Genomic DNA, 13,294 nt, shown 5'->3' with positions numbered 1-13,294 from the left:
AATGTACAAATGGAGGTAAATTTTATGATTGCCAACAATGTTTTTGAGCTGATTGGGAAAACGCCAGTAGTTAAGTTAAATAAAATTGTGGAGAAAGAATGGGCGGAAATTTATTTAAAATTAGAATTTTTTAATCCCGGAGGCAGCGTTAAAGATAGGGTAGCTTTTTCCATGATAGAAAAGGCAGAAAAAGAAGGAAAATTAAAAAAAGGAAGTGTAATTATTGAACCTACCAGCGGAAATACAGGTATAGGGTTGGCGATGGTAGGGGCAGCAAAAGGGTATAAAGTAATAATAGTTATGCCTGATACTATGAGCATGGAAAGAAGAATGCTTTTAGCGGCATATGGGGCAGAAGTAGTTCTTACCCCTGGCAAATTGGGGATGGAAGGCGCTATAAAAAAAGCAGAAGAATTAGTAAGGCAGAATAAAAACTATTTTATACCACAACAGTTTGAAAATTTTGCAAATCCTTTAATCCATGAAGAGACTACTGCCAAAGAGATAATTGAAGATTTTAATGAAGGACTTGATGCTTTTGTTGCAGGTGTAGGTACAGGAGGAACTATTACAGGAGTAGGGAAGAAATTAAAAAGTAAATTTTCTAATATAAAGATAATTGCAGTGGAACCTTTTTCAGCAGCAGTTTTATCAGGGAAAGAAGCTGGTCCTCATAAGATTCAAGGAATTGGGGCAGGTTTCATTCCTAAGGTGTTAGATAAAAATGTCATAGATGAAGTAATTGCTGTAAGAGATGAAGATGCCTTTGAGGTGACTCGCCTTTTAGCAAAAAAAGAAGGCATTCTTGGAGGAATTTCTACAGGTGCTTCCTTATGGGCAGCAATTGAAGTTGCTAAGAAGTTAGGCAAAGGTAAAAAAGTTTTAGCGATAGCTCCTGACAGTGGAGAGAGGTATTTAAGCACACAACTTTTTAGAGAGGATTAGATTTACAAGCCCTATATTATTGTGTTAAAATATTTTAGACACAGTAAAGGAGGTTTTTTTATGTCAGGGCATTCAAAATGGGCTAATATAAAACACAAAAAAGAGAAAATGGACGCTAAAAAGGGAAGAATTTTTACAAAGCTTACTAAAGACATTATAAAGGCGGCTAAAGAAGGCGGTGGAGACCCTAATGCCAATAGTAAATTAAGAGATGCTATAGAAAAGGCAAAAGCTAATAATTTGCCAAATGAAAATATACAAAGGGCTATTAAAAAAGGTACCGGTGAATTAGGAGGAGCTAATTTAGAAGAAGTAATATATGAAGGATATGGTCCTTCTGGTACTGCTATAATTGTTGAAGCCTTGACTGACAATAAAAACAGAACTGCTGGTGAAATAAGGCATATTTTTGATAGGCATGGTGGTAGTTTAGGAGCAGCTGGTTCTGTTACATGGATGTTTGACAAAGTCGGAATTATAATTGTTGAAAAAAATGATTCTATTGATGAAGACGAATTAGCGATGGTTGCAATAGATGCAGGCGCGCAAGACTTTTCTGCAGAAGATGAAGAATTCGAAATAATCACTGAGCCTTCAAATTTTCAAGAAGTAAAAGAAGCAATTGAAAAAGCAGGCTATAAAATTTCTGAAGCAGAAGTTACTATGCTTCCTAAAAATACTATACAACTAAGTCCTGAAGACTACGAAAAATTTGAAAAGTTAATTGACAAATTAGAAGAAAATGACGATGTACAAAACGTTTATCACAATGTGGAAATAGAAGACGAAGATGAGGAATAAAAGAAAGAGATAGAAGAGGTTACATTTCTTCTATCTCTTTCTTTTCTTTTTCTGTTAAAACTTTATGTAAGTCTAAGTTGATGATTAATCTGTCGTTTAAATTGATAATAGAGGTTATGTACTCTTTCCCAATTCCTTTTATTATGTCTGGAGCTTCTTGTATGGAACTATCGTCTACATGTAAAACTTCTGTTACTGAGTCTACGATAAAACCTACTGGTCTGTTAGTGACATTTACTACAATAATCCGATTATTGTCATTTTTTTTTGATAAAGGCAAATTGAAGCGCTTTTTTAAATCTACAATAGGAATAACTGTTCCTCTTAGGTTAGTTATGCCTTCTACAAAAGAGGGGGAATCAGGTACTTTAATAATCGTCTGAAGCCGTATAATTTCTATTACCTGATTAATGTCTACGCAAAAGTCTTCATTATTTAATTTAAAAACTACAATTTGATTTGCCACTTTATCATCTCCTCCCTTATAGATATTATTCGATATTTTTTGACAAAATCCTGCAAAGAGAATAAATTTTTTAAAATTGGTTATAATTACATAAAACAGGAGGAGATGTTATGAAAAAGCTAATTTCCTATAAACTGGTTACTATATATTTGTTAGCTATATTTATAGGAGTAATGATGGGATATTTAATTAATGTTAAAGATAATGAAAAGCAAAGAACAGAAAAAAATATAACTTATGAACAAAAGATTTCTTCTCAACAAGAAGCTCTTGCTAAAAAATTAATTTCTCAGAGTAGACTCATATTTGAAACTAAATATCTTGAAAATGGTGAGATAGTCCGGGAGGTTCAAAATTTAACCCCTTCTCTTTATGGGAAAAGCAAGGAAGAAATTGCGAGGATATATAGTGAGTGGGAAGTTAAAAGTTTTGATGAAGACGAAATAGTTCTCTATAGGGAAAAAGAAGGATTACCTCCAGATTATTATATAATTTCCAGTATGAATGGATATGTGGTTTTATTAAAAAGTGACGGAAATGGCAATAAAGAAATTGTAGAGAAAACAGACATACCTTTGGACAGTTTAACACCTTTTGACAGAGAAAGGGTGATGAAAAATATAATTACAAAAGACAAAGATGAAGCATACCAAATATTAGCAAATTTGAGCTCTTAAGTTCTCCTATGCTTTTAGGAGAACTTTTTCTTGTTTATAAAGTCCATTGATGTTAAAATAAATAAAAGGAGAGGAGATATAATGAGGGTATTAGGGATAGATCCTGGAATTGCCATAATGGGCTATGGTATAATAGATTACAAATCCAATAAGTTTACTGTTATAGACTACGGTGCAGTTACTACAAAAGCTGGTATTGATAAGGCTTTGCGCCTACACGATATATATAATGGAATTATATCACTTATAAAATCTTACAGTCCTGATGTAGTAGCTATAGAAGAGCTTTTTTATAATAAAAACGCAAAGACTGTCATAACTATTGGGGAGTCCAGAGGAGTTTCTATTTTAGCTGCTGTCAATTCGGGAATAAAGGTTTTTGAATATACTCCTTTGCAAGTTAAACAAGCAGTGGTAGGGTACGGAAGAGCAGATAAATATCAAGTCCAACAAATGGTGAAGGTTTTATTAAATCTTGAGGAAATTCCTAAACCTGACGATGTAGCTGATGCATTGGCAGTTGCTATATGCCATTGTCACAGTAACAATATGATTGAAAAGCTGGGGTATTCAAGATGATTGAGTATATTAGAGGGATGATTGAAGATATTGGACAAGATTATGTAGTGATTGACTTTATGGGTATAGGTATAAAGGTTTTTGTCCCATTTTCTACTTTAAAAGTTTTACCTTCTAAGGGGAATATAACCAAGCTTTATACATACTTGCAGGTGAGAGAAGATGGTTTTCAAATTTTTGGATTTAAAACAAAAGAAGAGTTAGATTTATTTGAGAAATTATTGTCTGTTAGTGGTGTAGGGCCTAAAGGAGCTTTGTCTATTTTGTCTGTGGTTTCTATTGATAATTTTGTAAAAGCAGTTAACGCAGGCGATTATAAAGCTCTTACGATAGCTCCGGGAATAGGCAAGAAGACTGCTGAGAGAATTATTTTGGAATTAAAAGATAAGCTTCCAAAAGAAATAGTTTTTGAAGGTGATAATAATTTTTCAAATGAGGCTTTAGAAGCTTTATTAGCTTTGGGTTATACCAAAAGTGAAGCTATTTATGCTTTGGCAGATATCACCTGTGATAGCGTAGAAGAAGCTGTAAAACAAGCTTTGAAAAAATTAATGAAATAGGGTGAATTGAATGGAGGAGAGAATACTAACTCAAAGTTTTACACAGGAAGATGCCTCTGAATACAGTTTGCGTCCTAGGTGGCTTTCTGAGTATATAGGTCAGCAAAAGATAAAAGAGGAATTAAAAATTTACATAGAAGCCGCTAAGATGAGAAAAGAGCCCCTTGACCATGTCCTACTATATGGTCCTCCTGGCCTTGGAAAAACGACTTTAGCCACAGTAATTTCTAATGAAATGGGAGTAGGAATAAAAATAACCTCAGGTCCTGCTATAGAAAAGTCGGGAGATTTGGCAGCAATTTTGACTAATTTACAGGAAAATGACATACTTTTTATAGATGAGATTCACAGGCTTAATAGAAGTGTAGAAGAGATTCTATATCCTGCAATGGAAGACTTTGAATTGGATATAGTAATAGGAAAAGGCCCAAGTGCCAGGTCTATAAGGCTTAGTCTTCCGCGTTTTACTTTAATTGGGGCTACGACAAGGGCTGCTCTTATGACTTCTCCTTTGAGAGACAGATTTGGGGTTATAAACCGTTTGGATTACTATTCAGTGGAGGAATTAAAAGAAATAATTAAAAGGTCAGCGAATATTTTAAACATTGGAATTGATGAAGATGCAGCTTTGGAGATTGCTAAAAGGTCACGGGGGACTCCGAGAATTGCCAATAGACTTCTAAAACGGGTGAGAGATTTCGCACAAGTAAGAGGAAATGGATACATTGATTTTAAAACTTCCAAAGAAGCGCTGGACGTATTAGGTGTAGATGAGATGGGATTAGAATACATTGATAGAAAGATTTTGGTTTCTATTATAGAAAAGTTTGGCGGTGGTCCTGTAGGAATCGATGCTATTGCTGCATCAATAGGAGAAGATGGGGATACAATAGAGGATGTTTATGAACCTTATCTTTTGCAAATAGGTTTTTTAAACAGGACTCCGCGAGGAAGAGTTGTTACAAAATTAGCTTATGATTACCTTAAATATCCTTATATAGAACAGGGGAGGATAGAAGGTGTTTGATAGTTTTGGTAAAATGTTGATATTTATGGGAGCTATATTAATTTTAATAGGGGTGCTTTTTTCTGTAGGTTCAAAAATTGGTTTAGGACGTTTGCCAGGAGATATAGTTTATCAAAAAGGAAATTTCACTTTTTATTTTCCTATTATGACAAGCCTTTTATTGAGCCTGGTTTTTACATTAATTTTTTGGCTTTTTAGAAGATAACGTATGAAAAGGGGTTGTATTTTGTGAGGTTGAAAAAATTTATAATAGGGAGTATAATTAGTGTCATGATTTTAACTCTCTCACCTTACCCTACCGCGAATGCTGATATTAGCATTCCGAAGGTTATAAAAGTAGGGCTTTTTTATGGACAGACTGCAAAACCCTCTTACCAGCTTTCTTCTTCTGGGGGTTTTAATTTCGCCTATGAAGACAATGCAGGAAATTTGGTTAATATTTTTAGCACTAATTCACAAAATATAAAAGTTGTAAAAGATGATAATTTTTATTTAATGGTGGGAAGCTATGATAATTTGTACACTGTGAATGCTGATTATGCTAAAGTGGCAAGCCAAATTGCCAATGCTTTTATAGGATTTGATGGTAAATATCATATATACATAGGACCGTATTTGACATTGCCGGATTTGGAATCTGCTTATGAGATTTTTTCAAAAGATTATAGCAATATAGCCAAAGTGTTGCCGGATAAAAATATTTTAATAAGCAATGGTACAAAAAACCTGTTTTTGTTTAATATGAAGGCTGATTTATATGTAAGCAAACTTAATTCTGATAGCACACCCCTTGCGATAGAATCAAAGCGTTACAGAGGCATGTTTGAGTTTAGAAGGCAACAGGACAGTGACATGACTGCTATAAATGTTGTGCCCTTGGAGGAATATTTATATGGTGTTGTGCCGGGTGAGATGCCGGCATCGTGGAATATAGAAGCTTTAAAAGCACAGGCAGTTGCAGCACGAACTTATGCAGCTAAAAACATAGGCAGATACGGAAGATATGGATTTGATTTGACAGATGATGATAAAACACAAGTTTACAAAGGATATGATGGAGAATATCCTTCTACAAGCAAAGCGGTAGATGAAACAAAAGGTGTGGTCGCTATATATCAAGGAAGTCTTATAGATGCTCTTTATCATTCTCACAGCGGAGGGTATACTGAAGACAATAATAATTATTTTTCTGCGGATGTTCCTTATTTAAAAGGTGTGGAAGATAAATATGTTTTTGGCTATAGCAGTGCTAATGACAGTTGGACAGTGACTTACACAAAAGACCAGATAAAAAACATGCTCTTAAGTAAAGGGCAGTATATAGGAGATATAGTAGATGTAAAGGTTACTGAGAAAAGCTGGACTGGAAGAGCGATTACTGTCACTATTTATGGTACAAAAGGGACTTTCGCATTGAAAAAAGGAGATATACGATCTTTTTTTGGACTAAAAATAAAAAGCACTATGATTGATATAAAGGGCGATGGCAGCAGTGAATTTGAAGTGTACGTGACTTCTTCTTACAGTGATTCGCAAAAAGTTTCTTTAAAAGAGATAAATATTCAAAATAGTACAGGTATAACGAAGGTTTCTAAAGATACCTTTTATGTTATAGGGGCAAATGGAGTAAAAGAATTGAAAAAGACAGATAAGCCCAGCGAAGTTTATACTATAAATGGCAGTGGTTATGGACATGGGGTTGGTTTAAGCCAGTATGGGGCAAGAGGACTGGCGGACCATGGGTATAATTACATTTATATTTTAAAATACTATTACAAAGGTATTGAGGTATACGATACTATAAACAATAAAACTCTGTAAAAGGATGGCGCAAAAAAATGAAACGCAGCGAGTTTTACTTTGAATTACCAGAAGAATTAATTGCACAAGAACCTTTAGAAGATAGGTCTAGTTCTCGTTTAATGGTTTTAAATAGAAAAACTGGTGAGATTCAACACGATATTTTTAAAAATATAACAAAATATTTAAAAGCGGGAGATTGTCTTGTTTTAAATGATACAAAAGTTATTCCTGCGCGCCTTATAGGACGAAGACAAGACTCAGGAGGAAAGATAGAATTTGTTCTTTTGAAAAGATTATCAGTAAATGAGTGGGAAACGTTGGTAAAGCCTGGCAGAAGAGCTAAAGTAGGGACAAGAGTTGTTTTTGGAAATGGAGAATTGGTTGCAGAAATTTTGGACAATACAGAAGTTGGAGGAAGAGTAGTAAGATTTTATTATGAAGGTTTATTTGAAGAAGTATTAGATAAATTAGGAGAAATGCCTGTGCCACCTTATATCAAAAAGAAACTAAAAGACAAAGATAGATATCAAACTGTCTATGCAAAATATGAAGGTTCTGCAGCTGCTCCTACTGCAGGGCTTCATTTCACAGAAGAGTTATTAGAAAAAATAAGGCAAATGGGAGTAAAAACTGTTTTTATTACTCTTCACGTAGGGTTAGGTACTTTTAGACCTGTAAAGGAAGAAGTAATTGAAAATCATAAAATGCATGAAGAATTTTACATTGTTACAAAAGAAGCAGCTGAGAAAATAAATGAGACTAGGAAAAGTGGAGGAAGAATCATAGCAGTCGGTACGACTTCTACTCGAACTCTTGAAACAGTTGCTGATGAAGATGGTTATATAAAAGAAAAAAGTGGTTGGACTGATATTTTTATATATCCTGGTTACAAATTTAAAGCTATTGACGGCATGATAACAAATTTTCACTTACCTGAGTCTACTCTAATTATGATGGTGTCAGCTTTTGCTGGTAAGGAAAACATAATGAGGGCTTATAAAATAGCCGTTGAAAAGAAATATAGATTTTTTAGCTTTGGAGATGCAATGCTTATAATTTGAGCAGAATAGGAGGATATAATGGCAGCGATTAAATATCGGCTCATCAAAAAAGATAGCAGAACAAATGCGAGATTAGGAATATTAGAGACTCCCCATGGTGTTATAGAAACGCCTGTGTTTATGCCAGTAGGAACACAAGCAACTGTAAAAGCAATGACTCCAGAAGAATTAAAAGAAATTGGAGCGACAATTATTCTAAGTAATACTTATCACCTCTATTTAAGGCCAGGACATAAAATTATTGAAAAAGCTGGTGGACTTCACAGATTTATGAATTGGGATAGGGCAATTTTAACAGACAGTGGAGGATTTCAAGTTTTTAGCTTGAATTCTTTAAGAAAAATTACAGAAGACGGTGTAGAATTTAGGTCTCATATAGATGGCTCTAGGCACTTTTTTACTCCCGAAAAAGTAATAGAAATACAAAATGCTTTAGGTTCGGATATAATGATGTCTTTTGACGAGTGTGCACCTTATCCTGCAGATTATGAGTATGTCAAAAATTCTATGGAGCTTACCATCAAATGGGCTGAAAGAGGAAAAAAAGCTCATAAAAATACTGAAAAACAAGCTCTTTTTGGCATTGTCCAAGGAGGGATTTATGAAGATTTAAGAAAAGAATGCGCTCAAAGATTAGTAGAGATGGACTTTCCTGGATACTCTATAGGTGGATTAAGTGTAGGAGAACCAAAGAATGTAATGTACGACATTGTAGATTTAACTACAGAATATTTACCTGAAAACAAACCGAGATATCTTATGGGGGTGGGAAGTCCTGATGACCTTATAGAGGGAGTAATACGAGGAGTTGATATGTTTGACTGCGTGCTTCCGACGAGAATTGCTAGAAATGGGACAGTTTTTACCAGCAAGGGCAAATTAATAGTAAGAGATGCTCCTTATGCGGAGGACTTTTCTCCTTTAGACGAAGAGTGTGATTGTTATACTTGCAAAAATTATTCAAGAGCCTATATAAGGCATTTGTTTAAGGCTAATGAAATTTTAGCAGCAAGGCTTGCAACTATACACAACCTATATTTCCTTATTAAATTGATGGAGAGGATAAGGGAAGCTATAAGGCAAGACCGGCTGCTTGAATTTAAAAAACAATTTTTTAAAAAATATGGTTATAAGGAGGAGTATTGATGAATCCCGAAACGACTTACGTAATTGTTCAGATGCTTATTTTTGTTGCAATCTTTTACTTTTTGCTGATTTTGCCTCAACAAAGACGCCAAAAGAAAGAAAGAGAAATGCTTGATTCTTTAAAACCAGGTGATGAGATTATTACAAAAAGTGGTTTTTATGATAAAATTCTAAACATAAAAGATGATGTGATAACATTAGAAATGGGTGCAGATAAGGTAAGGCTTAAGATTGCAAAGTGGGCAGTAGGTGGAGTTGTAAGTTCTGCCAGTGACAAAAGCGATAAAGAAGAGAAATGATAAGATGCGGTTTGCCGCATCTTTTTTATGTACTATGTTTAAGATAAAAAGCATACATATTAGTAAGAAAACTGTGGGGGTGAGACTTTGAAAGGAAGGTTTGGTGTGGAAAAGGGAACTGGCATAAATATTACTGGAATTTTTACAGGGGTTTTAATAGCATACATTATCACTCTTAGTTTTTTCATAATTTACGCTTTGCTTTTGACTTTTACAGCCGTATCTGAACTAACTTTACCTACCCTTACTTTGTTGATAACTATAACAGGCATAGTTTTATCAGGTGCTTTATCAGCAAGGCATACTACTAGCAAAGGATGGTTAAATGGAGGAATTGCTGGTATTTTATATGTAACTGTTATGTTGATTTTGGGAGCATTTTTTGTAAAAGAATTAGAGCCTACTTCTTCTTGGGCAGTAAAATACGCTTGGGGAGCTATTTTAGGAGCTTTAGGTGGTATGATAGGTATCAATTTATAGCTTTAATTCCTTCTCTTTATGTGTTATAATAAATCAGGAAGAGGAGGGAAGAAAAATGAAGCGTGTTATAACAATTAACAGGCCAACGTTAAAAAATAGCTTAAAAAAGCCAGGTTGCGGCGAATGCCAGGCATCCTGTCAGTCTGCTTGTAAAACCTCTTGTACTGTAGCAAACCAAGAGTGTCAATATTAATACATATTACTCAAATGGCAGTAAAGTGTAATTACTGCCATTTAAACTTGCAATGGAGGTTAAAAAATGTCAGAGCTAATGCATAAATTTAAAAGACTGGGAATGAATATTGTAGTAGATCCGGTAAGTGGCTCTATCCATGTGGTAGACGATATTATTTATGATATTTTGGACTTTTATGAAAATCGCTCAAAAGAAGAAATTGTAAATTTACTTCAGCATAAATATAAAAAAGAAGATATACTGGAAGCTATTGCAGAAATTGATGAATTAAAAGAAAAAGGGTTATTATTTTCAGAAGATATATATAAAGATATTCCAGTGTCGAGAAATGATTCTGTTATAAAAGCGATGTGTTTGAATGTTGCTCACGATTGCAATTTAAGGTGCAAATATTGTTTTGCTTCTACTGGGGATTTTAAAGGTAGCCGCAAGTTGATGGATTTTGAGACGGGCAAAAAAGCAATTGATTTTTTAATAAAAAGTTCTGGGAAAAGGCGAAACATTGAAGTTGATTTTTTTGGCGGTGAACCCCTTTTAAATTTTGAGGTAGTCAAGCGGTTAGTAGAATATGGAAAAGAAAAGGCGAAAGAAAATAAAAAAGTAATTAAATTTACCATAACAACCAATGCGGTTTTGCTGGATGATGAGAAAATAAAGTATTTTAATGAAAATTTTTCTAATGTGGTACTTAGTTTGGATGGAAGAAAAGAAGTAAATGACAGCATGAGGATACGTGTAGACGGCAGTGGAAGTTATGATACAATAGTTCCAAAAATAAAAAAATTCGTTGAATCAAGAGGGAAAAAAGAATACTATGTGAGAGGGACTTTTACAGCAAAAAATTTGGATTTTGCTAATGATGTGTTGCATATTGCTGATTTGGGAGTTTATGAAATATCTGTAGAGCCGGTAGTTGAAAAAGAAGATAAAGACTATACATTAAAGGAAGAGCATTTAGAGAGAATTTTAAATGAATATGACAGATTAGCAGAAGAATATGTAAAGAGATACGAAGAAGGAAGGCCTTTTTCTTTTTATCATTTTAAAATAGATTTAGAAGGAGGGCCTTGCATTAAAAAAAGACTTCAAGGCTGTGGTGCTGGTTTTGAGTATATAGCGGTGACTCCCGATGGGGATATTTATCCTTGCCATCAATTTGTGGGTATTGAGGAATTTAAATTAGGGAATCTTGAAGAAGGTATAACTAATAAAGAATTACAGCAAAAATTTATGGAAAGCGATATTTACAAAAAAGAAGAATGTACGAAATGTTGGGCGAGGTTCTATTGCAGTGGAGGTTGCTTTGCAAATAACTACAACATAAATGGAGATATTAATAAACCTTACGAGCTGGCTTGTGAAATGCAAAAAAGGCGTTTTGAAAATGCGATTGCCATAAAAGCATATCAAATGCTAAAGGGTGAGGAAAATGATAATAAAGGAATATAAAAGTATGAAGCCCAAAATAGATGATGAGGCGTATATAGCGGAAACAGCAGAGGTTATTGGAGATGTAGAAATAAAAAAAGATGCAAATATATGGTATGGGGCTGTGCTGAGAGGAGATATAGATAAAATAGTTGTTGGAGAAGGAACTAACATACAAGATAATTGCGTTGTACATGTTACAGAAGGACATCCTTGTTATATAGGAAATTACTGTACAATAGGACATGGGGCGATAGTTCATGCTTGTAAGATAGGAAATAATGTACTAATAGGTATGGGAACGATTATATTAGATGATGCAGAGATAGGAGATAATTGTATAATTGGAGCTGGTTCATTGGTAACAGGAGGTAAAAAGATTCCAGAGGGCAGTCTTGCTTTTGGAAATCCTGCAAAAGTTATAAGGAAACTTACTCAAGAGGAAATTGAAAATATTCATCGCTCCTATGAACATTATGTAGAATTAGCAAAATTACATTTTTCCAACTTTGGGAAATTGACCGTTTACAATAAAAGTAATATAATAGAAAATAGTTGAATTATGAAGGAGGATTCGAATGAGAAGTAGAGGTTTTATCAAATTTTTTTCTGTTGTTCTTATTGCAGCAATAGTTGCATATGTAGCATTTTTTGGAATAAATGTGGGTAATTACTCTATAAGTCCTGTGCAAAAGCACATAAGATTAGGGCTAGATTTAAGAGGTGGCGTTTATGTATTATTAGAAGCTCAGGGGGATGTTACACAAGACGCGATAGATAAAGCGATTGCGGTTATAAAAAACAGGGTGGATGCCCTGGGTGTAACACAACCTGTGATAGCTCAACAGGGTTCAAATAGAATTCGTGTAGAATTACCTGGTATGAAAGACCCTGACAAAGCAATAGAAATAATAGGTAAAACTGCTCAATTAAAATTTGTAGGTCCAGATGGACAAGTAATACTAACTGGTGCCAATGTTAAAGACTCTAAAGCAGTATATGGTCAGAGTCAAACAGGTGTGCAACAACCAGAAGTTACACTTGTACTTGATGCAGAGGGTACAAAGAAATTTGCAGAAGCAACACAAAAATTTTTAGGACAACCTATTGCGATACTTTTAGATGATAAGGTAATTTCTGCTCCTAAAGTAAATGACGTAATAACTACTGGAAATGCAGTCATTACAGGCTTGAAGGATTTTCAAGAAGCATCTGAATTAGCTACTCTTATAAGAGCTGGTTCTCTACCTGTTACATTAAAACCAATAGCCTATAGTTCTGTAGGTGCAACTTTAGGCCCTAGTGCCTATAATGCTAGCGTAGAAGCTGGTATATATGGTGTACTACTTATTTTACTATTTATGGCAGTTTTTTATAGATTGCCAGGAGTAATGGCAGATATAGCCCTTTTAATATATATATTGATAGATTTAATAATTTATGCTTTATTTAATATAACCTTAGATTTACCAGGGATTGCAGGCTTCCTATTGTCAATTGGTATGGCTGTTGATGCTAATGTTTTAATTTTTGAAAGATTTAAAGAAGAACTATGGGCTGGTAAAAGCATAAGAGCTGCTTTAGAGGCAGGTTTTGCAAGGGCCTTCAGAGCCATTTTTGATGCTAATATGACTACTATTATCGGTGCTATTATACTTTTTTACATGGGCTCTGGAAATGTGAAAGGTTTTGCTTTAACACTTCTAATAGGTGTCATATCCAGCTTGTTTACAGCTATAACTGTAACGAGATTTTTGTTGCTTGCACTTGTCGATTTGGATTTGACAAGAAATATAAAATTTTACGGAGCGTAGGAGGGAAATTGA

The 13,294-nt window shown here is 34.3% G+C and carries 17 protein-coding genes; 16 read left to right on the top strand and 1 reads right to left on the bottom strand.

Features of this window, described 5'->3' with window-relative positions; translation table 11 throughout:
* The first annotated feature begins 24 nt into the window (after positions 1-24).
* Both cysK and M663_RS0106315 read left to right on the top strand, forming a co-directional pair.
* Positions 25-945, top strand: coding sequence for a cysteine synthase A (gene cysK, locus M663_RS0106320; protein WP_029688332.1), 921 nt, complete (start codon positions 25-27; stop codon positions 943-945).
* Between the two features lie 60 nt (positions 946-1,005).
* Entirely contained in the window at positions 1,006-1,746 is a 741-nt protein-coding gene (locus tag M663_RS0106315; protein ID WP_029688331.1) for a YebC/PmpR family DNA-binding transcriptional regulator, read from the top strand.
* Between the two features lie 19 nt (positions 1,747-1,765).
* On the opposite strand, the gene M663_RS0106310 is transcribed toward M663_RS0106315, so the two are convergent.
* Positions 1,766-2,212 (bottom strand): chemotaxis protein CheW, encoded by a 447-nt coding sequence (locus M663_RS0106310; RefSeq protein WP_029688330.1) that lies wholly within the window; start codon positions 2,210-2,212, stop codon positions 1,766-1,768.
* A 110-nt stretch (positions 2,213-2,322) separates the two neighbouring features.
* On the opposite strand from M663_RS0106310, the gene M663_RS0106305 reads away from it, so the two are divergent.
* The 14 genes from M663_RS0106305 (at position 2,323) to secD (ending at position 13,282) form a co-directional block, all read left to right on the top strand.
* Positions 2,323-2,889 carry a hypothetical protein gene (locus M663_RS0106305; RefSeq protein WP_029688329.1) on the top strand — a complete coding sequence of 189 codons (567 nt, stop codon included), beginning with the start codon at positions 2,323-2,325 and terminating at the stop codon, positions 2,887-2,889.
* Positions 2,890-2,970: 81 nt separating this feature from the next.
* Positions 2,971-3,468, top strand: a complete 498-nt coding sequence (gene ruvC / locus M663_RS0106300; RefSeq protein WP_003869754.1) for a crossover junction endodeoxyribonuclease RuvC — start codon at positions 2,971-2,973, stop codon at positions 3,466-3,468.
* On the top strand, positions 3,465-4,028 hold the full coding sequence (gene ruvA, locus M663_RS0106295) for a Holliday junction branch migration protein RuvA (protein WP_029688328.1): 564 nt from the start codon (positions 3,465-3,467) through the stop codon (positions 4,026-4,028). The genes ruvC and ruvA overlap by 4 nt, the downstream gene beginning before the upstream one ends.
* A 10-nt stretch (positions 4,029-4,038) precedes the next feature.
* Positions 4,039-5,055: a Holliday junction branch migration DNA helicase RuvB gene (gene ruvB, locus M663_RS0106290; RefSeq protein WP_004401833.1), complete on the top strand. Its 1,017-nt coding sequence runs from the start codon at positions 4,039-4,041 to the stop codon at positions 5,053-5,055.
* Positions 5,048-5,260: a DUF2905 domain-containing protein gene (locus tag M663_RS0106285; protein ID WP_029688327.1), complete on the top strand. Its 213-nt coding sequence runs from the start codon at positions 5,048-5,050 to the stop codon at positions 5,258-5,260. Before ruvB ends, M663_RS0106285 begins: the two co-directional genes overlap by 8 nt.
* 23 nt (positions 5,261-5,283) lie before the next feature.
* A complete protein-coding gene (locus M663_RS0106280) occupies positions 5,284-6,876 on the top strand; it encodes a SpoIID/LytB domain-containing protein (protein WP_029688326.1) in 1,593 nt (530 codons plus the stop codon).
* A 17-nt stretch (positions 6,877-6,893) separates the two neighbouring features.
* Positions 6,894-7,919, top strand: coding sequence for a tRNA preQ1(34) S-adenosylmethionine ribosyltransferase-isomerase QueA (gene queA, locus M663_RS0106275; protein ID WP_029688325.1), 1,026 nt, complete (start codon positions 6,894-6,896; stop codon positions 7,917-7,919).
* 18 nt (positions 7,920-7,937) lie between these two features.
* Complete coding sequence (tgt, locus tag M663_RS0106270) at positions 7,938-9,065, top strand: tRNA guanosine(34) transglycosylase Tgt (RefSeq protein ID WP_029688324.1); 1,128 nt, start codon at positions 7,938-7,940, stop codon at positions 9,063-9,065.
* Positions 9,065-9,364, top strand: a complete 300-nt coding sequence (gene yajC / locus M663_RS0106265) for a preprotein translocase subunit YajC (RefSeq protein WP_029688323.1) — start codon at positions 9,065-9,067, stop codon at positions 9,362-9,364. Before tgt ends, yajC begins: the two co-directional genes overlap by 1 nt.
* An 87-nt stretch (positions 9,365-9,451) precedes the next feature.
* A complete protein-coding gene (locus M663_RS0106260) occupies positions 9,452-9,844 on the top strand; it encodes a TIGR04086 family membrane protein (protein WP_003868514.1) in 393 nt (130 codons plus the stop codon).
* Between the two features lie 55 nt (positions 9,845-9,899).
* A complete protein-coding gene (gene scfA / locus M663_RS15325; RefSeq protein ID WP_009052293.1) occupies positions 9,900-10,037 on the top strand; it encodes a six-cysteine ranthipeptide SCIFF in 138 nt (45 codons plus the stop codon).
* A gap of 66 nt (positions 10,038-10,103) precedes the next feature.
* Complete coding sequence (gene scfB / locus M663_RS0106255; protein WP_009052294.1) at positions 10,104-11,489, top strand: thioether cross-link-forming SCIFF peptide maturase; 1,386 nt, start codon at positions 10,104-10,106, stop codon at positions 11,487-11,489.
* A complete protein-coding gene (locus M663_RS0106250; protein WP_003868512.1) occupies positions 11,470-12,027 on the top strand; it encodes a gamma carbonic anhydrase family protein in 558 nt (185 codons plus the stop codon). Before scfB ends, M663_RS0106250 begins: the two co-directional genes overlap by 20 nt.
* A 19-nt stretch (positions 12,028-12,046) precedes the next feature.
* Positions 12,047-13,282 carry a protein translocase subunit SecD gene (secD, locus tag M663_RS0106245; protein ID WP_029688322.1) on the top strand — a complete coding sequence of 412 codons (1,236 nt, stop codon included), beginning with the start codon at positions 12,047-12,049 and terminating at the stop codon, positions 13,280-13,282.
* Positions 13,283-13,294: the final 12 nt, after the last annotated feature.

The organism is Thermoanaerobacter sp. A7A (genome assembly GCF_000445185.1).
Classification (GTDB): domain Bacteria; phylum Bacillota; class Thermoanaerobacteria; order Thermoanaerobacterales; family Thermoanaerobacteraceae; genus Thermoanaerobacter.
This window is presented reverse-complemented; position numbering and strand designations above follow the sequence as displayed.

Bases quoted from the DNA above. Each gene is read 5' to 3' on its own strand.
- ruvB (WP_004401833.1), top strand. From the start codon at position 4,039: ATGGAGGAGAGAATACTAACTCAAAGTTTTACACAGGAAGATGCCTCT.
- tgt (WP_029688324.1), top strand. From the start codon at position 7,938: ATGGCAGCGATTAAATATCGGCTCATCAAAAAAGATAGCAGAACAAAT.
- secD (WP_029688322.1), top strand. From the start codon at position 12,047: ATGAGAAGTAGAGGTTTTATCAAATTTTTTTCTGTTGTTCTTATTGCA.
- ruvA (WP_029688328.1), top strand. From the start codon at position 3,465: ATGATTGAGTATATTAGAGGGATGATTGAAGATATTGGACAAGATTAT.
- M663_RS0106250 (WP_003868512.1), top strand. From the start codon at position 11,470: ATGATAATAAAGGAATATAAAAGTATGAAGCCCAAAATAGATGATGAG.
- cysK (WP_029688332.1), top strand. From the start codon at position 25: ATGATTGCCAACAATGTTTTTGAGCTGATTGGGAAAACGCCAGTAGTT.
- M663_RS0106305 (WP_029688329.1), top strand. From the start codon at position 2,323: ATGAAAAAGCTAATTTCCTATAAACTGGTTACTATATATTTGTTAGCT.
- queA (WP_029688325.1), top strand. From the start codon at position 6,894: ATGAAACGCAGCGAGTTTTACTTTGAATTACCAGAAGAATTAATTGCA.
- scfA (WP_009052293.1), top strand. From the start codon at position 9,900: ATGAAGCGTGTTATAACAATTAACAGGCCAACGTTAAAAAATAGCTTA.
- M663_RS0106315 (WP_029688331.1), top strand. From the start codon at position 1,006: ATGTCAGGGCATTCAAAATGGGCTAATATAAAACACAAAAAAGAGAAA.
- scfB (WP_009052294.1), top strand. From the start codon at position 10,104: ATGTCAGAGCTAATGCATAAATTTAAAAGACTGGGAATGAATATTGTA.
- yajC (WP_029688323.1), top strand. From the start codon at position 9,065: ATGAATCCCGAAACGACTTACGTAATTGTTCAGATGCTTATTTTTGTT.
- ruvC (WP_003869754.1), top strand. From the start codon at position 2,971: ATGAGGGTATTAGGGATAGATCCTGGAATTGCCATAATGGGCTATGGT.